This is a genomic window from Catenibacterium sp. AM22-6LB, from assembly GCF_003435615.1.
Classification (GTDB): Bacteria; Bacillota_I; Bacilli_A; order Erysipelotrichales; family Coprobacillaceae; genus Catenibacterium; species Catenibacterium mitsuoka_A.
In genome coordinates this window covers 1-20,112 of record NZ_QTUM01000033.1, presented here as the reverse complement: position 1 = coordinate 20,112, position 20,112 = coordinate 1, and the positions used below count along the sequence as shown (strand labels likewise).

Annotated in this window: 22 protein-coding genes; 14 read left to right on the top strand and 8 right to left on the bottom strand. The window is 33.1% G+C overall.

From position 1 onward, the window contains the following. Window positions 1–113 precede the first annotated feature (113 nt). Window positions 114–326: a hypothetical protein gene (locus DW269_RS08120; protein ID WP_226793564.1), complete on the top strand. Its 213-nt coding sequence runs from the start codon at window positions 114–116 to the stop codon at window positions 324–326. A gap of 81 nt (window positions 327–407) precedes the next feature. Here DW269_RS08120 and DW269_RS08115 read toward each other — a convergent pair whose 3' ends face one another. From DW269_RS08115 to DW269_RS08105, 3 genes are all read right to left on the bottom strand, one after another. Beyond that, entirely contained in the window at window positions 408–2,201 is a 1,794-nt protein-coding gene (locus DW269_RS08115) for an oleate hydratase (RefSeq protein WP_117459306.1), read from the bottom strand. A gap of 276 nt (window positions 2,202–2,477) precedes the next feature. Further along, entirely contained in the window at window positions 2,478–2,663 is a 186-nt protein-coding gene (locus tag DW269_RS08110; protein WP_117459305.1) for a TetR family transcriptional regulator, read from the bottom strand. Beyond that, the gene (locus tag DW269_RS08105) at window positions 2,660–3,994 is read right to left on the bottom strand and encodes an MATE family efflux transporter (RefSeq protein WP_117459304.1); all 1,335 of its coding nucleotides are present in this window, start codon (window positions 3,992–3,994) and stop codon (window positions 2,660–2,662) included. Before DW269_RS08105 ends, DW269_RS08110 begins: the two co-directional genes overlap by 4 nt. 395 nt (window positions 3,995–4,389) lie before the next feature. Here DW269_RS08105 and DW269_RS08100 point away from each other — a divergent pair, with 395 nt between their 5' ends. Genes DW269_RS08100 through DW269_RS08085 form a run of 4 tightly spaced genes read left to right on the top strand, consistent with a single transcriptional unit; the run spans window position 4,390 to window position 7,591 of the window. Beyond that, entirely contained in the window at window positions 4,390–5,376 is a 987-nt protein-coding gene (locus DW269_RS08100; protein WP_117459303.1) for a PTS sugar transporter subunit IIB, read from the top strand. Between the two features lie 15 nt (window positions 5,377–5,391). Beyond that, a complete protein-coding gene (locus DW269_RS08095) occupies window positions 5,392–6,207 on the top strand; it encodes a PTS mannose/fructose/sorbose transporter subunit IIC (protein WP_117459302.1) in 816 nt (271 codons plus the stop codon). A 20-nt stretch (window positions 6,208–6,227) separates the two neighbouring features. Next, on the top strand, window positions 6,228–7,145 hold the full coding sequence (locus DW269_RS08090) for a PTS system mannose/fructose/sorbose family transporter subunit IID (protein ID WP_117459301.1): 918 nt from the start codon (window positions 6,228–6,230) through the stop codon (window positions 7,143–7,145). Window positions 7,146–7,192: 47 nt separating this feature from the next. Then, on the top strand, window positions 7,193–7,591 hold the full coding sequence (locus tag DW269_RS08085) for a DUF956 family protein (protein ID WP_117459300.1): 399 nt from the start codon (window positions 7,193–7,195) through the stop codon (window positions 7,589–7,591). On the opposite strand, the gene DW269_RS08080 is transcribed toward DW269_RS08085, so the two are convergent. Then, on the bottom strand, window positions 7,588–8,166 hold the full coding sequence (locus DW269_RS08080) for a TetR/AcrR family transcriptional regulator (protein ID WP_117459299.1): 579 nt from the start codon (window positions 8,164–8,166) through the stop codon (window positions 7,588–7,590). The two genes, DW269_RS08085 and DW269_RS08080, sit on opposite strands and share 4 nt — an antisense overlap. A 129-nt stretch (window positions 8,167–8,295) precedes the next feature. On the opposite strand from DW269_RS08080, the gene DW269_RS08075 reads away from it, so the two are divergent. Further along, complete coding sequence (locus DW269_RS08075; RefSeq protein ID WP_117459298.1) at window positions 8,296–8,730, top strand: HD domain-containing protein; 435 nt, start codon at window positions 8,296–8,298, stop codon at window positions 8,728–8,730. Between the two features lie 10 nt (window positions 8,731–8,740). On the opposite strand, the gene DW269_RS08070 is transcribed toward DW269_RS08075, so the two are convergent. Continuing rightward, complete coding sequence (locus tag DW269_RS08070; protein ID WP_117459297.1) at window positions 8,741–9,976, bottom strand: GHKL domain-containing protein; 1,236 nt, start codon at window positions 9,974–9,976, stop codon at window positions 8,741–8,743. Further along, window positions 9,976–10,665, bottom strand: coding sequence for a LytTR family DNA-binding domain-containing protein (locus DW269_RS08065; protein ID WP_158546342.1), 690 nt, complete (start codon window positions 10,663–10,665; stop codon window positions 9,976–9,978). Before DW269_RS08065 ends, DW269_RS08070 begins: the two co-directional genes overlap by 1 nt. A gap of 137 nt (window positions 10,666–10,802) precedes the next feature. On the opposite strand from DW269_RS08065, the gene DW269_RS08060 reads away from it, so the two are divergent. The 7 genes from DW269_RS08060 (at window position 10,803) to DW269_RS08030 (ending at window position 17,078) form a co-directional block, all read left to right on the top strand. Next, window positions 10,803–11,660: a hypothetical protein gene (locus DW269_RS08060; RefSeq protein ID WP_117459295.1), complete on the top strand. Its 858-nt coding sequence runs from the start codon at window positions 10,803–10,805 to the stop codon at window positions 11,658–11,660. Further along, window positions 11,644–12,132 (top strand): hypothetical protein, encoded by a 489-nt coding sequence (locus DW269_RS08055; RefSeq protein WP_117459294.1) that lies wholly within the window; start codon window positions 11,644–11,646, stop codon window positions 12,130–12,132. Before DW269_RS08060 ends, DW269_RS08055 begins: the two co-directional genes overlap by 17 nt. A gap of 12 nt (window positions 12,133–12,144) precedes the next feature. After that, the gene (locus DW269_RS08050) at window positions 12,145–12,750 is read left to right on the top strand and encodes an ATP-binding cassette domain-containing protein (RefSeq protein WP_117459293.1); all 606 of its coding nucleotides are present in this window, start codon (window positions 12,145–12,147) and stop codon (window positions 12,748–12,750) included. Next, entirely contained in the window at window positions 12,737–13,222 is a 486-nt protein-coding gene (locus tag DW269_RS08045) for a hypothetical protein (protein WP_117459292.1), read from the top strand. Before DW269_RS08050 ends, DW269_RS08045 begins: the two co-directional genes overlap by 14 nt. A 37-nt stretch (window positions 13,223–13,259) precedes the next feature. Beyond that, a complete protein-coding gene (locus DW269_RS08040; protein ID WP_158546341.1) occupies window positions 13,260–14,009 on the top strand; it encodes a Cof-type HAD-IIB family hydrolase in 750 nt (249 codons plus the stop codon). After that, on the top strand, window positions 14,006–15,016 hold the full coding sequence (locus tag DW269_RS08035) for a helix-turn-helix transcriptional regulator (protein WP_117459290.1): 1,011 nt from the start codon (window positions 14,006–14,008) through the stop codon (window positions 15,014–15,016). Before DW269_RS08040 ends, DW269_RS08035 begins: the two co-directional genes overlap by 4 nt. A 121-nt stretch (window positions 15,017–15,137) precedes the next feature. Beyond that, window positions 15,138–17,078: an FAD-dependent oxidoreductase gene (locus DW269_RS08030; RefSeq protein WP_117459289.1), complete on the top strand. Its 1,941-nt coding sequence runs from the start codon at window positions 15,138–15,140 to the stop codon at window positions 17,076–17,078. Between the two features lie 32 nt (window positions 17,079–17,110). Here DW269_RS08030 and DW269_RS08025 read toward each other — a convergent pair whose 3' ends face one another. Both DW269_RS08025 and DW269_RS08020 read right to left on the bottom strand, forming a co-directional pair. Next, window positions 17,111–17,629 (bottom strand): TetR/AcrR family transcriptional regulator, encoded by a 519-nt coding sequence (locus DW269_RS08025; RefSeq protein ID WP_117459288.1) that lies wholly within the window; start codon window positions 17,627–17,629, stop codon window positions 17,111–17,113. 104 nt (window positions 17,630–17,733) lie between these two features. After that, complete coding sequence (locus DW269_RS08020) at window positions 17,734–18,018, bottom strand: hypothetical protein (RefSeq protein WP_117459287.1); 285 nt, start codon at window positions 18,016–18,018, stop codon at window positions 17,734–17,736. Window positions 18,019–18,167: 149 nt separating this feature from the next. Here DW269_RS08020 and DW269_RS08015 point away from each other — a divergent pair, with 149 nt between their 5' ends. Continuing rightward, on the top strand, window positions 18,168–20,039 hold the full coding sequence (locus DW269_RS08015; protein ID WP_117459286.1) for a fructose-specific PTS transporter subunit EIIC: 1,872 nt from the start codon (window positions 18,168–18,170) through the stop codon (window positions 20,037–20,039). The last annotated feature ends 73 nt before the right edge of the window (window positions 20,040–20,112 follow it).

Genomic DNA, 20,112 nt, shown 5'->3' with positions numbered 1-20,112 from the left:
CGGGAGGCAAGGAAATAGTGATTAATCTTTAAATTAATACTATTTCTTGTCTACCCTATTATATTTGCGATTGAATGTATATAATATAAGTGATGAAAATATCAAAAGGGGGTGTGTTTTATATTACTGCAATGTCTACTCATCTATATGCAAGAATTGAATCTAAAGTAAAGTCTTCTAAGAGAATAGTTGATATGAGTGTATTATCAGAAGAAGAGTTGAATGAAGAATTAGAAAAAGGATATGCTGATGTACAGGCTGGACGTACAAAAAACGCAAAAACAGCTTTCGACAATATTCGTAAGGATTATCAGTTGAACACATAAAAAACAGTAAACAGTCTTTCATTTTCCGATTGACTGTTTTCTTTTTGTAGAAAAAAACAAGCTGGATAACCAGCTTGCTCGTTATTCTATTAATCCTGTATCTCTCAATAAGAGTTCTAGATCTGTACCTTTTACATTCTTTAATACAGTCTTTAAAAGCATCTTTTCCTTGAAGTTTAATGGTAACTCATTAATCTTCTTTTTATCTACTGCATAATAAGCTGCTCGTAATAATTCTCTGATATCATATTGAGAACCCCATACTTCAGGTACACCACGATCTACATTCAGTAATGTATAAACACTTTCCATACCTGTACGCATAGAATACTCAGTAGTAAAGATAGTATCTCTTGGTGTTTCTGCAAACTGTCCAATAAATGCGAAGTTCACTGCACCTTCTGGTACAACTTTAGGACGGTCTACATTCTTTCTAGGCTGGAAGAAGGCATTGATATAAGGCATAAAGCATGTTGTTGTATTACATGCATTTTCTGAATAGTCTTTGATCTTGCTTTCATCCATACCAATATGGTAAAGCCATTCCTGACAGATTTCTTCACCTGTACAATCTCTCATAGTTTTCTTGATATAGTTACCTTCTGTATCAGTATGAAGAGCATAAAGCCATACAAGTACTGTATCTTTATTCTGAGATCTAAACTGTGGCTGACGGTTAATAGTCCATGATAAGAACCAATTATTTACACTATCCTTAACAGTCACAATACCACCAGTAGTGACTTTACCAGCACGAGGATCACGTTTACAAATATTCATAATATGCTGAATAATATCTTCATTAGATGTTTCTACAGTGGCACTCATCCAGTTAGTCGCTTCTGTATCACTGCAGAATACATCAGGATGTCCATATTCGTCATGTTTTGCTTGTTTCGCAATATTTTTCCACAAATCCCATGATTCACCTTGACCATTCACAATATGAGATAAATCAGGTGCATGTGTCTGATCACCATAACATGATGTATCAGTACAACATCCATTAGTAATAAAGACTAAATCATCTGCAGTTAAAGGAATAGACTGTTCTTTATTATCTTTTACATAAATGAGTTCTTTAGCTGTTTTCTTACCATCTACATCCTCAATAATGACATTCTTGACATCCATACCAAACTGAACATCTACATCATGTTTCTTTAAATATTCAATTAAAGGTAAAATCATACTTTCATACTGATTATACTTAGTAAATCTTAAAGCACTAAAGTCTGGTAAACCATCAATATGATGTACATAACGGCATAAATAACGCTTCATTTCTAATGCGCTAGACCATTTCTGGAATGCAAACATAGTCTGCCAATATAACCAGAAATTAGTTTCCCAGAATGATTTTGGTAATACATCTGAAATCTTCTTTTCTTCAAGATCTGCTTCAGGTGTAATAAAGAGCTGAGACAATGCCATTGCACTATCTTTATCTAATTTAAATAGTTTATCAGTATGCGCATCTTCACCTTTATTGACTGTTGCACGACATAAAGAGTAGTTAGGGTCATGCTTATTAAGCCAATAATATTCATCTAATACAGATACGTTAGGCGTTTCAATAGAAGGTACATCACGGAATACATCCCACATGATTTCAAAGTGGTTATCCATTTCACGTCCTCCACGCATATAGAAGCCTTTGTGAACATCTTTATAACCATCACAGCTTCCTCCTGCAAGTTCTAGCTTTTCTAATAAATGAATATGATTGCCAGGCATCTGTCCATCTCTTACGAGATAGAAGGCAGCAGTTAAACCTGCTAAACCTGTTCCAATAATATAAGCTGATTTCTTTTCAACACCCTCTGGTTTTTCTGGGTGTGCAAATGCTTCATAAGTTCCTGATGAATAATACATAATTCATACCTCCTTGATATGACTCTAGTATAAATCATATTTTATCACTTTTATTTAAACAAACAAAAAGCCATGATAAATATCTTATCATGACCAATCAAGTGTAAAAATTTTAATCAAACTATTAGTTTTGATGTATTTCAAATCTTTTAAGTGCTCTATGAATACATCCATCCATAATTTCACTCATTTTATTAGACAATAACTCAGGACTTTCTTTCATCTTAAGATAAGGCGGATAAATCCTTCAGGGTAGATATTTGTATCTAATAGTAATTAATGTATTTCATCCAAGATGATCCATGAAAGAAGATGATGCATATCAGTAAAGTGATAATAGAATGTCATACGGTTAATACCACATTCTTTTGTGAGATCACCAATCGTAATCTTATTGAAAGGTTTTCTTAAGAGTAATACCTTTAAAGAATCTTCTAATGCATGTTTTGTGATTTCACTCATAAGTTAAATGAATCCTTCTTTTTCTTCTTATATATAAGTAGAGAAACAACTGCAGTAAATACTTCTGTAATCCAGAAAGCATGCCATACACCAGTTGGTCCAAGTAGTGAAGAAAGAATATAGGCACATGGAAGAATAATGACTACATAACGACATAAAGAAACAATGAGTGATGGAATACCCATACCTAGTCCTTCGAGTACACCTCCTGAAGTAAGTGAGAGTGAAGAGAAGACAAAAGAAATACTGATAATACGTAAGGCAGTCACACCGGCATCAAGTGTTTCTTTATTCTTAGTAAAGAGTCCCATGATTTCTTTAGGGAATACAAAACAAAGAAGTGTTCCAGCAATCATAATAATTAAACTTAAACCAAGAGTGAGCTTATAGATCTTATTAATACGATCATATTCTTTAGCCCCATAGTTATATCCAACAAGTGGTCTAATACCCTGGATGATTCCATTAGATGGCATAAAGACAAATGTCTGAAGCTTATAATAGATACCTAGTACTACAACATAGATAGCTGAATAAGAAATAAGAATCGCATTTAATACAGAAATAAGAACAGAAGGTAAGGCAATATTTAAAGTAGCAGGAATACCAATACCATATAACTTCTTATAATATTGAGTACTTTCTAAAGCTTCCTTATGAATACGTAGTGGTAAATCTACCTTATAATAATATAGATATAGAATAAAAGGAACTGTCTGACCAATACCAGTCGCAATTGCAGCTCCCGCAATACCCATTGCAGGAATAGGACCTAAACCAAATATTAAAATAGGATCAAGAATAATATTTGTGACACATCCTATAATCATAATCTTCATAGTGAGAGCCATACGTCCTAAAGACTGATAGATTTTTTCAAAGGCAATGCCTACCTGAATCACAAAAGAGAATGAGAAGGCAATACGTCCATATAATATCCCATCCTTTAATACAACAGGATCATTTGTAAAGAACTTTAAGAAGTTAGGAATAAACACAACACAGACAACCATTAAAATTAGACCATGGATTGCTGAAAGTAATAATCCCTGTGCCATAGAATCTTCAGCTTTCTTATGATCCTCTGTACCTAGATAGAATGCAATCACAGCATTCATGCCCACACCAAACCCTACGGCAATCGCAGTAATAAGGTTCTGAATAGGGAATACTAGAGATAAAGCATTCATCGCATTCTCACTAATACGCGCTACGAAGAAACTATCTACGATATTGTAGAGAGAATTAACAAGCATGGATAACACCATTGGTAAGCTCATCGATAATACTAAAGGGAGTATAGGTTTTGTTTTCATATAATCTTGATTCATAATTTTCCTCCTAAACATACAAAAAGCCACACAACGTAAAAAAAACGCTGTGTGGCGAAAATAAGATTTCTCTGACAAAAATCCACAACCAAAAGGTTTTGTATATAGACACTATCATATATGGGATATGATGTCAACTTTTTTATGTATACGGTATATATAATACAAAAGTATGGTATTTATAATTCCTAAAACGGGATTATTGCATAGAAAAATGATAGTGATATAATGTAAGCATAGTAAATAGGAGATATATTTCGAGGAGAACCTGTATTTATCTAGAAATATAAGTTGATAGGGATTAGATGAATATATAAGTTATATGTATGAATGTCCATATACATATGGAGTATATCTTCACTACTTACTTACAATTATGAAAGGTAGGAGATAAAATGGTAGGAATTATCCTTGCGAGTCATGGTAAATTCGCAGAAGGCATTTTCCAGTCAGGATCTATGATCTTTGGTGATCAGGCTAACGTTAAAGCCTGCACATTAATGCCTAGCGAAGGACCAGATGATATTCGCAGAAAAATGGAAGAAGCGATTGCTGGTTTTGAAAATCAGGATGAAGTATTATTCCTTGTAGACCTTTGGGGTGGAACACCATTCAATCAGGCAAGTGCTTTACTTAATGGACATGAAGATAAGTGGGCAATTGTCACTGGTTTAAATTTACCAATGTTGATTGAAACTTATGCATCTCGTATGTCTATGGAAACAGCTCATGAAATCGCTACACATGTCACTGAAGTGGCAAGAGATGGTGTTAAACCAAAACCTGAAACACTAGAACCTAAGAAGGAAGAAAAGGTAGCTACTGCTGCACCAGCACCTCAGGGCGCTATTCCTGAAGGAACAGTTATTGGTGATGGTCACATCAAGTATGTATTAGCAAGAATTGACTCACGTTTATTACATGGTCAGGTTGCGACTGCATGGACTAAGACAACTCAGCCAAACCGTATCATCGTTGTATCTGATGGTGTGGCTCATGATGATCTTAGAAAAGAAATGATTATTCAGGCAGCACCTCCAGGTGTTAAAGCTCACGTAGTACCAATCGATAAGATGATCCAGGTTGCTAAGGATCCACGTTTTGGTAACACAAAAGCATTAGTATTATTTGAAAACCCACAGGATGCACTTCGTGCAATCGAAGGTGGCGTTGACATCAAGACATTGAACTTAGGTTCTATGGCTCATTCACAGGGTAAAGTCGTTTGTACTAAAGCTGTATCAATGGGTCAGGATGATGTAGATACTATTGAAAAGCTTATGGCTAAGGGTGTTAAGTTTGATGTACGTAAAGTACCAAATGATTCACCTGATAACATCAATGCAATCCTTAACAAAGCTAAAGAAGGATTGTCTAAATAAGGGAGGAAATAATTTATGTCAGCAATTTCAATTGTGCTGATTGCGATTGTTGCTTTACTTGCAGGTATGGAAGGTATTCTTGATGAATTCCAGTTCCATCAGCCTCTAGTAGCATGTACGTTAATCGGCTTAGTTACTGGACACTTAAAGGAAGGTATCATCCTTGGTGGTTCATTACAGATGATTGCCCTTGGTTGGGCAAACGTTGGTGCTGCTGTTGCACCAGATGCTGCTCTTGCATCAGTTGCTTCAGCAATCATCATGGTATTAGGTTTACAGGGTGGTAGTACAAACGTTACTAACGCTATCAATACTTCTATCGCTGTTGCAGTACCATTATCAGTTGCAGGTTTATTCTTAACAATGATCTGTCGTACTCTTGCAATCCCTATGGTTCACTTCATGGATGCAGCTGCAGAAAAAGGTGACTATAAGGCTATTGAAAGATGGCAGGTTGCTGCAATCTTAATGCAGGGTCTTCGTATTATGATCCCAGCAGTTATCCTTTGCTTCGTTCCAGCTAAGGTTGTAACAGGTGCATTAAATTCTATGCCAGCTTGGTTATCTGGTGGTATGGCTGTTGGCGGTGGTATGGTTGCCGCTGTAGGTTATGCAATGGTTATCAACATGATGGCTACAAAAGAAACTTGGCCATTCTTCGCTCTTGGTTTCGTTTTAGCTGCTATTTCAGAACTTACATTAATCGCATTAGGTGTTATTGGTGTTGTTCTTGCTTTAATCTATCTTGGATTAAAAGACAATGCTGGTAAAGGTAATGGTGGCGCTGGAGGATCTGGAGATCCACTTGGTGACATCTTAAACGACTATTAATCTGAAGGAGGACGAACATTATGGCAGATAAGATTACACTATCTAAAAAAGATAGAATGGACGTATGCTGGCGTCATCAGTTCCTTCAGGGTTCTTGGAACTATGAACGTATGCAGAATGGTGGTTGGTGTTATTCAATTATCCCAGCTATCAAGAAATTATATTCAAAAGAAGAAGATAGAGCCGCTGCATTAAAGCGTCATCTAGAATTCTATAATACACATCCTTATGTATCAGCTCCAGTTATGGGTGTTACATTAGCACTTGAAGAAGAACGTGCAAATGGTATGCCTGTAGATGACCAGACTGTACAGGGTGTTAAAGTTGGTATGATGGGACCTCTTGCTGGTGTTGGTGACCCAGTATTCTGGTTTACAGTAAGACCAATCTTAGGTGCATTAGGTGCTTCACTTGCATTATCAGGAAGCATTGTTGGACCATTATTATTCTTCGTAGTATGGAACTTAGTACGTATCGCATTCTTATGGTATACACAGGAATTCGGTTACAAAGTAGGTACTTCTATTGCTAAGGATATGTCAGGAGGACTTCTTGGTAAGGTTACTGAAGGTGCTTCTATCCTTGGTATGTTCATCATCGGTGCATTAGTACAGAGATGGGTATCTATCAGCTTTACTCCAGTAGTATCTCAGGTTACTCAGTCTAAAGGTGCTTATATCGAATGGGATAAGTTACCAAAGGGTGCTGCAGGTATCAAAGAAGCATTAAGTCAGTATAGCTCACTTGGTGCTAATGGATTAAACCAGGTTAAGGTTACTACTTTACAGCAGAACTTAGACCAGTTAGTACCTGGTTTAGCAGCATTATTACTTACATTATTATGCTGTTATTTATTAAAGAAAAAGGTATCTCCAATCGTTATCATCATCGCATTATTCGTTGTTGGTATCGTTGCAAGAGTTATCGGTATTATGTAATTACTAGAGGCAGTTTCACTGCCTCTTATCTTTAAGGAGGAAATAAAATGGCACAATCACAAAATACAAAAGTTGATTATTCAATTAAATCAACTTCACTTAATGGTTTAACTAACTATGGGGATGTCATGGTAGGGGACAAGGCCTTTGAGTTCTATAACGAAAAGAATAAAGAAGACTTTATTCAGATTCCATGGGAAGAAATTGATTATATCAGTGCTTCTGTATACTTTAATAAGAAAATTGCACGTTTCGCAATATTCACTAAAAACAATGGACATTTTACTTTCTCTACACGTGATAATGTGAAAACATTACAGGTGGTTGGAAATCATTTTCCAAAAGAAAAAATGTATCGTTCCCCTACGTTCTTTACCATTATTAAACGAGGATTAAGATACATTTTTGACTCCAATTATCGACATAAAGTAAATGGTCAGGCTTAATTGCCTGGCCAATTTTTTTGTATTCCATTAAGAATAAAGTCTGTTAGAAGACTAGATAATTCTTCTATAGAATAATCATAACTATTTGTAAACCAATTCATATATACAGATATAATACCAGGAATACACAAATCAACTGCTACTTTAAATCTTTTTTGATCTAGTGTTTCTGTTTCTTCAATACGCTGTTGTACATATTTTTTAAGAATATCTACAATTTTTACAATAAGAAAAGAACGGTTATTTGTCTTAAAAAGTAAACCATAGAATTCTAAATCATGATTTACTGTTTCTGTAAACTTAATAAAGATTTCAGTTAAGAAATCAGCCATATTAGTAAACTCGACTGTACCAATGTTTTTGATAAAAGCTGCGACTACTAGATTTTCTATTTCTTCCATGACATCATTGATATCTGAATAGTAATTATAAAATGTTTTACGGTTAATATTGGCTCTTTTCGCAACGTCTGTAATTGTGATTTGATTGATATCTTTTTCATTTAACAGCTCTACAAAAGCTTTATATATAGCATGTTTTGTTTTGATAACACGTTTATCTGTCTTTTGGTCCATTTTATTACCCACTTTCTAAACAATATGTATCTTTAGCAACATTTCTATTATGTTTTGACCATATATTGTTTCATTTATTTATATTATAATACAGGCAGATTGTAGGTTTCAACAAGAGGAGATATATAAATGTCATATATTATTCAGAAGAAGTTACGCTATTTAGAAACTGCAGGTCGCTTAAATGAAACTAAGAACTATATTCAACATGGTTCTATTTCTGTCTATACACATTGTGTCAATGTTGCTCGTATGAGTGTAAAGATAGCCAAATGGCTTCCAATACAGGTTAATATGGATGCTTTAATCATTGGAGCATTACTTCATGACTATTTCTTATATGACTGGCATGATGGAAAGGGTAGACATTTCCATGGCTTTACTCATCCAGGGTGTGCTAAAAGAAATGCAGAAATGGATTACACACTCTCACCACGAGTTAAAAATATTATAGCCAGACACATGTTTCCTTTAACTCCTGTTCCTCCTACATGCACTGAAGCATGGATAGTATGTATTGCAGATAAAATCTGTGCCATAGAAGAGACATTATTTAAAAGATGAGCTAGAATTTCTAGCTTTTTATTCTGATTTGAACACTAAAATAACGATATGAGTAATCATAAGTGATCTCTCCATAATACTTATTGACTATATTCATAATAGAACGCATTCCAAACCCATGACCACAATCTTCTTTAGTTGTATTGAAGTTTGGGTTATCTACAAGAGGATTATTGATACTGGTATTCTTAATATCAATAACGAAATCATTACTCTCTTTATAGATATCAAGAATAATCTTCTTAATAGACTTTGATGTACAATTCTCAATCGCATTATCTAATAAATTACCTAGTAATACATAGAAATCTATCTTATCCATAGGGGTATCATCATCAAATTGACTGGAAATAAATTCAATATTCTTACCTTTAATCTTAGATAATTGAGAAGCTAATATAAGATTCAAAGATGCATTACCCGTATCCACTGTTTGTGTTTCATTAATTCTATGTAATTGGTTATTAATATGATTATGGAGTGATTCATAATCTTTTTTTTCACAATCTTCCAGTAATGACAACAACATATGATTCATATCATGCTTGATCTTTCTGATTTCATTCATATGAGTAATGATATTTTCATAATTCTTCTTATTGAATTTCAGTTCCTCATTGTTTAATTTTACTAGATAATTCTCTTTCTCTATACTTAATATTCTATTAACCATCTGGTAGATCAACATTACAAGAATAGTAATCAATACAATTTCTATAGAACTTTCAAGGGGAAGAGAACCTTTTTTGAAAATAGTAATAAGATAGGACAGATAGATAAGTGTTAATACAGAATGGATACCAAGATAGAAGGCGGTATATTCTTTAATACGCATTAAATAACCCTTAAACAAATGCCTTGTAAGAAGCAAGAATATACATAAAAGAAGATCTGAACCATAGACTATATCATGAATAGGTAAAACCAGATCATATATGAAAATATTGATACCCCATGTCATAATCACATAGGTAAGAACCTTAAGAAAGATAAAGTAAATTGATATAAATAGACATTCTAGAAGTCTGTCATGCTTAAACAGAATGAGGCATAAACCTAATATACATATACTAAGAAGTCCATTATGTATGAACATAGAAGAAATAATAGAAACAGATGATAATACTAGTACAGAACCAATAAACTTGATTAGATTCTCTTTAATGCTGATAGAATAGACATAATAGAAGAATGACAACAACATCAAGGATAATGTGATGAAACTTATATTATTTGTTTCTAACATTATTGATGCACCTCTTTCATATACTCTATTACAAGCTTTTTCTTTCTTCTACTTATTGGTATCTGGTAATGCTCATTTATATATAATGTTGTACCTTCTAGCTTAGTCACTTTTTTCATATTTGCGAGATAAGAACGTCCAACTCTTTTAAAATGATTAGAATCAAGCGTCTTTTCTACATCACCTAGCTGCATATTGACAGTAATAGAAGATGTATCAAAATGTATCTCTGTTTGATGATTGAAACTTTCACAATAAAGAATAGACTCTTTTCTTAATATATAGGCATTTCCGTTAATATAAAATGTCACATTAGGATGTAGATGAGACAATTGATAGTTGATTTCTTCTAATACATCAGGCATTTCTATATCCAGATTCTCCTTTCTAATAAAGTCAAAAGGATGTATATTACATGCTTTATAAACCAGTTCATTATGACTGGTAATAAAGATAATTAACGCATTTTGATGTCTTTTTTTATACTCTTTCGCAAGTTCTAATCCAGAAACATGAGGCATATCGATATCAAGAAATAAGACATTAAAATCTCTATCTATAGGAAACTGTAAAGCATTCATATATGTATTAAGCTTTATATCTGTAGATGAGAAGAAATCACTTATATGATGACAAACATGTTTTAAGTCATTTTCTTCATCATCTACAATCGCAATTTTGTATACCATAGCTATCATCCCCTTATCATTGACGCTTTTAAATAGACCATTAACGATCACACAATTGAATATATATTATGTATTATTTAAAATGAAATAAACAAAAGAACTATTAAATATATTCTAACATATTATGGAGACTAATTATGAAACAATTCTTCTACTTATTTAAATCCAAAAAGAAACTTCTTTTATTTTCTATTTATTTCATTGTAGTTATTACAGGAATATTTATCAGTTATAAAGGGGCTTTTAGTTCTATTCCTAAAAAAGAAATGATACTCATGAAATCAAAGGATCCTGAAATGGGTTTAGATTTCTTCTATTACTTACAGGATTCAGGACTTACACTTATATTATATGTCCTCACTACTCTCATTGTACCTAATATCATTAGTGCTGATTTCTTACTGTATGAGCATAATAAATTCAATCATTTTATGATAACACGTATGTCTTCTTCTCTTTATCATAAAAAAGAAAGACATTTCAATTTCCTTGCGACATTCATTCTTATTCTTATGACTCATCTACTTACAATACTAATCATTCATCTTTTCTTTTTTAAGATATCCTTTTCTATTAATCCAATCTATATGGATGCAACTAGACAGACTAATCTATTATCTAGTTCATTATTTCTTAATCTTATTGTATATATAATTCTTTCATCAATTGGTTATGCAATCTTTTCTCATTTCTTGTTCTCATTACAGTACTTTATAAAGAATGTTTACCTCTATCGAACACTTGGATTACTTGTATCTCTTATTCTTTATATTGGTGCATCAGTTTTATCTCATACATTCTATAATACATCAGGAAGTTTGCTTGCTACATTGGCTTATTTCCTTAATATCATAAATATTCTTACTCCAAGCATTATTAAAAGTCCTGTTTTAAATAACAATCCTTATCTCTTCTGTATTGGTACGGCATTACTCTATTATCTTTTGTCATCTATTCTTTTTGGAATGAGGGATTATCATGACTCCACTACTTAAACTTATTAAGAAACAGGACACTATTTCACTTATTATTTTGATTCTTCTTATTCCTGTAGTCACAAGATTAAGTAAAAGAGTAAACTTCATCTATATTCTTCTTACAAGTAACTATATCACCTTGATTTTGAATATTACTTATCTAGTGATTATGTATAAGAAGGTGATGATCATCAATGGGATTAATCATACTTTGATTACACGTTTGGGATATAAGAATACACAACAAACCACTTATTCTTTTATGATTATTATCACACTATCCTTCTTGATTATTCTCTATGGCTTTTTATTTCTTATATATGGTATTTCTCATATGAATATCAAGCTTCTATTGATGTTAGTTATTTACACATTTCTTTATCTGTTTGAGATATCCATTATTTACTTACAGTTCAATAGAAAATCAAATATTCTCTATATCGCTTTACCTATCATTATTAATCTTGCTTATCATTACATGTTCTTCTAGGAGGAAATAAAGATGTTGAAAGTCAATCATATTAAAAAGAGCTTTAAACAAAACACTGTATTAGAAGATATCAATCTAGAAATAAATAAAGGAGAATGTCTCTATATACATGGAAAGAATGGATGTGGTAAATCTACACTCTTTAAGATCATCTGCGATATTATTCAAACTGATTCAGGCACTATTGAAAAGAAGCCTGATACATATATTGGTGCACTTATAGAAAATCCAGGATTTATTGAAAATGAATCTTTAAGATTCAATCTTGAGTTTCTTGCTTCAATCAATCATCACTATAATGAAGAAAGAATAAGAGAACTATGTCATATGTACTCATTAGATTATGATAGTTCTTCCACACTTAAGAATTATTCTGTAGGTATGAGACAAAAAGCAGGTATTATCCAAGCAGTTATGGAAAATCAGAATCTTATTTTCTTTGATGAACCAACTAGAGGGTTGGATGAAGAGAGCATTATCGTATTTGAGAATATGGTGAATACATTAGTGAAAATGGGTAAAAGTGTAGTGATTGCATCACATGACCGCTTAGCACGTGTAAACTATACTCATATCTATTTACTAGAAGAGGGGAAGCTTCAATGTGAAGACTATTAAGAACTATGTTTCTCTCTTCATTCTATTTCTTATTTGTAAAGAAGTATTTCATATCAACTTTAATGATTATGCAGATATCAAATACTTCTTTCCTCAAAGAACTATTTATATTGTTTTTTCACTTCTAGTTAACTATTTTTATTTAAAAATAGTGTTTGATTGTATCTTCCAGTATATTGAAATAGATATATTTTCAATTATCAGAATGGGAAGAAAGAAGTATCATACATTGATGCTTGAAAGAATTGTAAATACACTTGTTGTATTTGTTTTCTTTTCTATTCTCACTGATTTCTTCTTCTATGATATTTGTATCTTAGGACTTATAGGGGCAGTCTTCATTGAAATAGTTGTAGGACTATGTATGTCTTTATTCTATAAAAGATTAGGTTCTCATACGTTCATGATTACATTTATACTTATCGTTTTTACTAAATATCTTATTACTTTGGCTTCAGGAATTATGTCTTGAAGCCTTTTGTGTTATGATAGTTTCTAGGAGGTGTTCTATGAAACTCATATTCTGTGATATGGATGGTTCATTACTGAATCACTATAAAAAAATCTCACCACGAACACTAGAAACACTCATTAAACTACAAGAGAAGGGAATAGGTGTTATTCTCTCTAGTGGTAGACATATTAATAGTCTAAAGAAGTATGGTAATATACTTCATTTTGAAAAATATCCAATGAGTGGCTATTCCTGCAACAATGGCCAAAACTATCATGATCATTTAGGTAATAAGATATTTGAACATGAACGTTTAAACTATGACGATTATCTAAAAGTAAGAAAATATGCGAAAGATCATCACTATGGCTTTATCGTATATATAAACAATAAAAGAATCATGTTTCACTATAACGAATCATTACTTGTTCGATTACTACATTTGCATATTCCAATACACGTTGATACAATCTTTGATAAGTTTGTGTATTTTGGACGTCCTTCTTTTGACACGCAGGGACTGGATTATACATGTTCTTTAGTTGATCCTTATTGGCTTGAAATAGGACCAAAAGGTGTTGATAAAGGAACGATGTTAGAAAGAATTGCGGAGTATCACCATATAGATTTAAAGGATACAATTGCTTTTGGAAATGGTGAAAATGATCTTCCTATGCTTATAAAAGCAGGAATAGGTGTCGCAATGGGAAATGCACTTGAACATGTAAAAGAATTATCTGATGCAGTATGTGATGATTGTGATCATGATGGAATAGGTAAATATCTGGAGGACTTACTATTATGATGAATATGACAAGTTATTATGATTTTTCAGGACAGAAGTTTGGTTATCCTCTCTCTTTAAGTATCAACAGCTTTGATCGTCATATCTTTTCTAGACAAAATAGTTTAGAACTCTCTTATGTCTTGCAGGGAGAATATCAGATAGTGACAGAGAAGCTTACTTCTAAACTATCTAAAGGTGAACTTGTGATGATTGCCCCTGGAGATATACATTTAATCTCTCATAAGAAAGATGGAGTGATTCTTACAATACATATAGATTTTGATCGTATGACTTCCGCTTTGAGTGGGAATAGTAATGAGGCTTTTTCTACAATGATTGTCACAAATCAGGCCTATGATCAATTAAAAAATAAGATATCAGGAATCCTCAAACTTATTAGACAGGAAAACTATAACCTTTATACTTTGAATGCCTATATGATGGATATCCTCTCTATTGCTTCTCAGGTCTCATTCTCTATGTCTTCTTTACCTTTACAGGATGAAGCCCATAAGAACTATATGCAGGCTATTTTATATATAGATTCACATTATAATGAAAATCTTACTTTAGGTGATGTGGCAGATACACTTTCATTTAGTTTAAGTTATACGTCTAAACTCTTTAAGAAGTTTACTGGTATTACTTTTATTAAATATTTAAACAGTGTACGTATTCGTGCTTCTCTAGAAGATCTATTAGAAGGCATCAAGAATATATCAGAGATATCAGATGAATGTGGTATGCCTAATTCTAAGGCTTATACAGAAGCATTTAAAGAAATCTATGGTATATCACCTAGCAATTATAGAAAACGTTTTAAGAAGAATTTTGCGCCTACTGTAGAAAAAGAAATGAAACTTCATGACTTTGATAGTATACTAGAAGACTTTATTAATGAAGAAGAAACAATCTATGAAGATGAAAAGTGTAAGATTACTTTAAATGCAGAACATATTAAACTAGAAACAAAAGAAGAGATTAAAATATCAAATAAAGGTAAGCGTATACAAATTGTTTTATAACAGTCATATATTGTCTTCTCTTAACACTAAGAAGGCAAAATATGACTGTTTTTATATATAAGCATGATTTTTTATTCACAAGAGGAGTGATATAATGTGGACGAAAGAGAGGAAAATACAAATGAAGGAATTTTCACATTTATTTTCGCCTATTAAAATCGGTGAAACAGTCGTAAAAAACAGAGTTTTTATGCCTCCTATCAGTACAAACTTAGCTGATAAGGGTTATGTCACTGATGCACTTGTTGCACATTATGCAGCGCGTGCAAAAGGTGGTGTTGGTTTAATCGTTACTGAAGTTACTACAGTAGAACCAACATATATTTATTTACCAGGAGATATGTCTATTCATGATGATAGCTTTATTCCTGGATGGAAAAAATTAACTGAAGCTGTACATCAGTATGATTGTAAGATCTTACCACAGTTATTCCACCCAGCTTATATGGCTTTCCCAATTCCTGGTACACCAAGACTAATCGCACCAAGTAATGTAGGACCATATTATGCAAAAGAAGCACCACGTTCAGTCACTAAAGAAGAATTAAAGGTTATTATTAAACAGTTTGGTGAAGCAGCTTTAAGAGTAAAGACTGCAGGAGCTGATGGTGTTGAAATCCATGCAGCTCATGCGCATGGTTTATTAGGTGGTTTCTTATCTCCTTTATATAATAAGAGAACAGATGAATACGGAGGAGATATTTCTTGTAGATTAAGACTTACTTTAGAAGTTATTGAAGAAGTACGTAAAATGTGTGGTAAGGACTTTATTATTGATGTACGTATTTCTGGTGATGAATATACTGATGGTGGTTTAAACATCAATGATATGATCTATGTTTCTAAGACATTAGAAAAAGCAGGTGTTGATATGCTTCATGTCTCTGGTGGTACAACTATTGCGAGAGGAAGTTCTATTCCAGCACCAGGTACTAAGATGGGTTCACATGCATTATTAAGTGAAGAAATCAAAAAGCATGTATCTATTCCAGTGGCAACAGTAGGACGTATTACTGAACCTTGGATTGCGGATGAACTTATTGCGAATGATAAAGCAGATATCTGTATGATGGGTCGTGCTAACTTATGTGATGCAGAATTTGTAAATAAGGCAATGAATGGTCATGTTGAGGATATTAGACCATGTATTGGATGCTTACGCTGTTTAACAGGCATCATGTTTGGTAAACGTGTATCTTGTACAATCAATCCATCATTAGAAATTGAAAATGAAGATACAATTAAAGAAGCAGAAGAAGAGAAGAATATTCTTGTCATTGGTAGTGGACCAGCTGGTATGGAAGCTGCATTTGTAGCTCATAAGAGAGGTCATCATGTTGTATTATGTGAAAAGGATGATAAGTTAGGTGGGGAAATGAACTTAGCTGCAGTTCCTATCGCAAAACAGGATCTAACACTCGTTATCAAGTATATGGCTCATAAACTTGAAGGTGTGGATGTAAGATTAAATACAGAAGTGACATTAGAGATGTTAAAGAATGAGTTTAAGGATTATGAAGTCATTGCAGGTACAGGTGCATCTCCAATCGTTATTAATCCATTTACACAGTTTAAATCATGGATGACAGCTGATGATGTACTTGCTGGTAGAGCGTTCCCAGGTCGTAAGATCGTTATTATTGGTGGTGGATCAGTAGGATGTGAAACAGCTGATTACTTAGCACCATTAATCAATGACTTATTCCCTAGAAATAGAGATGTCACAGTACTTGAAATGGCCAATGGTGTTATGATGAATGAATCTGGACCAGGCAGAAGCTTACTTGTAAGAAGAATGATGCAGAAGGGTATCAAGATCATTACAAGTGCTAAGGTAGAATCAGTGACTGAAACTGAAATCAACTATACACTTGACGGTGTGACTCATACTATTAAGGATGCAGATACTTTAATTTTTGCAGCTGGTTATAAGAAGAACCCAGCAGTAGAAGAAATGTTGGAAGAAAGCGGTCTTAACTACCATATGATTGGTGATGCCCATGAAATTGGAAATATCAAGACAGCTATTACAGAAGCATACAATCTAACAAAAGATCTATAAGACAAAGACCCTCTCGTTTGAGAGGGTTTTTATTATTTGTGATATACAAATGTTTTAATGATTGATTGTAGTTCCTGTTTAGATTCCTTCTTATCCCCATTAAGCCATCCCATCATAATATAGTGGAGTGGTGTTAAGAAAGAAATCAAGAAATACTTGAAGTACTTCTGAATAAATGGATTGTCAAATTCACGAAGAGAGACTTCTTCTAGAAAACGCTGCTTCTCCTGTGATAAAAAATCCTGGTAATACCACTTCTCTAATGTAATGAATATGGTTGCATGCGCTTCATAGACATCAATTACTTTCATAATAAAATCATCAGACTCTATATAGTCTTTGTCTTCTATTCTATCTAGATAAGTATATTTAAATAGATTAAAATAGATTTCCTTTAAAACCTCATCCTTAGAACGATAATGGAGATAAAAGGACTGTCTTGATAAATCAGCATTATGACATATCTTTCCTATTGTCAGATTTTCATAATCACTCTCCTTTAGTAACTCCAAAGTACTTTCATAAAGTCTTTTCTTCGCTTCTTTTTTCATAGTGTGATCCGCCTTTAATTCAATTTTACCTTATTTCAAGGCAATAAAAAAGCATCAACTCTTTTGGAGTTGAAACTTTTCGCTTTATATGTCATATTTTACATTTATTTGTTTTGAAAAGCTCTGTTATCTATCTCTATCACATTCCAAAACAAAGCATATCCATCTTTACCGCCACTATTAGCCCAGGCACTTTCCTTGTGTATCTCGCCACGAGGACTCCAGTCATACTTATCTTCCTCACATGATTCAATGTCAATATTCAATGAATCAAATGTCTTAGATGCACTCTCGTACAATGCCTTCACTGCTTCAACGCGCGTTTGAAATAATCCTTCTACTTCAATGTTTTCTCCGTTTTCCATGTCACCATAAATGACTGCATACATAGTAACACCTTCTTTCTTCTTCTATTATAGTCTCATTACTTACGACTGTTAAATAATAAGAAAAATAATTTCTTCTAAACATAATATTACTGTACTTATATACACAAAATTATGCTAGAATGCATGTATATCATAACTAGGAGAATAATATGAAAATAACAGATTTGATGAGTAAAGAAGCCATCAAGATTCATGGACATGCCTCTAGCAAGATGGATGCAATTGAACAAATGGTATCTTTAATGTATAGACAGGGCAATGTCTCTGATAAAGAAGTATATAAAGAAGCAGTTATAAAAAGAGAAAATCTTTCTACTACAGGGATGGTAGATGGTGTTGCGATTCCTCATGCAAGAACAAATGCGATTACTCAAGCAGGTATTGCGGCAATGACATTACCTGAAGGTGTTGATTATGAGTCTATGGATGGGCAACCTACTACTCTTATTTTCTTAATAGCTGCACCGGATAATGGAGATAATGTACATTTACAGGTATTAAGTGAGTTATCTACATTACTTATGGATCATGATTTCTGTGAAGATTTAAAGAATGCGGGAACACCTGAAGAATTCTTATCTATTATTGATTTAGCACAAAGTGCTAAACATGAAGCAGAAACAGTAGAACATCCAGAAGTCTTAGCAGTCACTGCCTGCCCTACAGGAATAGCCCATACTTATATGGCTGCAGAAGCATTAGAAAAGAAAGCTAAAGAAATGGGTGTATCTATTAAAGTAGAAACACAGGGTTCAATAGGAGTTAAGAATGAACTCACGCAAGAAGATATAGAAAACGCTAAGGGTGTTATTATTGCAGCTGATAAGAATATTTCTTTAAACCGTTTTAATGGTTTGCCACTTTATAGCTGTCCTGTGGCAAGAGGGATTGATGAACCAGGACAATTAATTAGAATTATTCTAGATGGAAAAGCACCTGTTTATAAGGGTGAAAAAATAAAGGTAGACAATAACCAGGAAAAGGGATGGCATATTCCTTATAAGCATTTAATGAATGGTTTCTCTCATGCTTTACCTATTCTAGTGGCAGCAGGATTTATTAGTGTACTTACATATAGTTTTACATTTAATAATACACAATACTTTGATATATTGAATGTACTTGGAAATATCCTTCATTTATTTGTCTTGCCTGTATTTTCAGGCTATATTGCGATGAGTATTGCGGATCGCCCAGCCTTAGGACCAGGACTTGTATGTGGTTATATTGCCTATAGTGGCTATTCACTGAAATGGACCTATAACCCATATGACGCTCTAGCAAACTCATCAGGCTTCTTAGGAGCTATAGTAGGAGGTTTTCTTGCTGGATACTTAGTACTTGCAGTAAAAAGATTGTTTAAGAATGTTCCTGATATGTTTGATGGTATTAAACCAGTTTTACTTTATCCAGTATTAGGAGTACTTGCATCTGGTATAGCAATGACAGTACTTAATACATATTTAGTTAAGGGTCACGCATTCATTATCAATCGTCTCTATGATTTACCACTTATTTCAGTCGTTATTATTGGTGCATCACTTGGTGCGATGATGTCTATTGATATGGGTGGACCTATTAATAAGTTTGCTTATCTATTTGCGAATGCTTTAGTCTTTACTGAAGCTTCTAATTCAGATGTGATCATGGCTGCAGTTATGGGTGCTGGTATGATTCCACCTCTAGCAATTGGTTTCTCTACACTTATATTTAAGGAAAGATGGACTAAAGAAGAAAGAGATACTACTTTAAAGAATATTATTATGGGCTTATCATTTGTATCAGAAGGGGCCATTCCTTTTATGAAGAAGGATCAAAAGCACATCCTACCTGCATGTATCTTAGGTTCATTCATTACAGGCGCATTATCTGCATACTATAAATGTGGTATAAAGGTACCTCATGGTGGTATCTGGGTTATCTATCTCATGACTAATCCATTTAAGTATGTCATAGCACTTCTAGCTGGTACAATTGTAGCAGGTCTTATTATTACATTTACACACAAGTCTGAGAATTAACTCAGGCTTTTTTGATGCATAAAAAAATTGGATAATAGAAATCAAGTAAAAATTCAAAAAAATAATCAGTAAT

Coding starts and splice junctions, on each gene's coding strand:
- DW269_RS08095 (WP_117459302.1), top strand. CDS start 5,392: ATGTCAGCAATTTCAATTGTGCTGATTGCGATTGTTGCTTTACTTGCA.
- DW269_RS08020 (WP_117459287.1), bottom strand. CDS start 18,018: ATGTATGCAGTCATTTATGGTGACATGGAAAACGGAGAAAACATTGAA.
- DW269_RS08050 (WP_117459293.1), top strand. CDS start 12,145: ATGTTGAAAGTCAATCATATTAAAAAGAGCTTTAAACAAAACACTGTA.
- DW269_RS08030 (WP_117459289.1), top strand. CDS start 15,138: ATGAAGGAATTTTCACATTTATTTTCGCCTATTAAAATCGGTGAAACA.
- DW269_RS08035 (WP_117459290.1), top strand. CDS start 14,006: ATGATGAATATGACAAGTTATTATGATTTTTCAGGACAGAAGTTTGGT.
- DW269_RS08055 (WP_117459294.1), top strand. CDS start 11,644: ATGACTCCACTACTTAAACTTATTAAGAAACAGGACACTATTTCACTT.
- DW269_RS08115 (WP_117459306.1), bottom strand. CDS start 2,201: ATGTATTATTCATCAGGAACTTATGAAGCATTTGCACACCCAGAAAAA.
- DW269_RS08105 (WP_117459304.1), bottom strand. CDS start 3,994: ATGAATCAAGATTATATGAAAACAAAACCTATACTCCCTTTAGTATTA.
- DW269_RS08015 (WP_117459286.1), top strand. CDS start 18,168: ATGAAAATAACAGATTTGATGAGTAAAGAAGCCATCAAGATTCATGGA.
- DW269_RS08070 (WP_117459297.1), bottom strand. CDS start 9,976: ATGTTAGAAACAAATAATATAAGTTTCATCACATTATCCTTGATGTTG.
- DW269_RS08025 (WP_117459288.1), bottom strand. CDS start 17,629: ATGAAAAAAGAAGCGAAGAAAAGACTTTATGAAAGTACTTTGGAGTTA.
- DW269_RS08075 (WP_117459298.1), top strand. CDS start 8,296: ATGTCATATATTATTCAGAAGAAGTTACGCTATTTAGAAACTGCAGGT.
- DW269_RS08100 (WP_117459303.1), top strand. CDS start 4,390: ATGGTAGGAATTATCCTTGCGAGTCATGGTAAATTCGCAGAAGGCATT.
- DW269_RS08085 (WP_117459300.1), top strand. CDS start 7,193: ATGGCACAATCACAAAATACAAAAGTTGATTATTCAATTAAATCAACT.
- DW269_RS08060 (WP_117459295.1), top strand. CDS start 10,803: ATGAAACAATTCTTCTACTTATTTAAATCCAAAAAGAAACTTCTTTTA.
- DW269_RS08065 (WP_158546342.1), bottom strand. CDS start 10,665: ATGGTATACAAAATTGCGATTGTAGATGATGAAGAAAATGACTTAAAA.
- DW269_RS08110 (WP_117459305.1), bottom strand. CDS start 2,663: ATGAGTGAAATCACAAAACATGCATTAGAAGATTCTTTAAAGGTATTA.
- DW269_RS08040 (WP_158546341.1), top strand. CDS start 13,260: ATGAAACTCATATTCTGTGATATGGATGGTTCATTACTGAATCACTAT.
- DW269_RS08080 (WP_117459299.1), bottom strand. CDS start 8,166: ATGGACCAAAAGACAGATAAACGTGTTATCAAAACAAAACATGCTATA.
- DW269_RS08090 (WP_117459301.1), top strand. CDS start 6,228: ATGGCAGATAAGATTACACTATCTAAAAAAGATAGAATGGACGTATGC.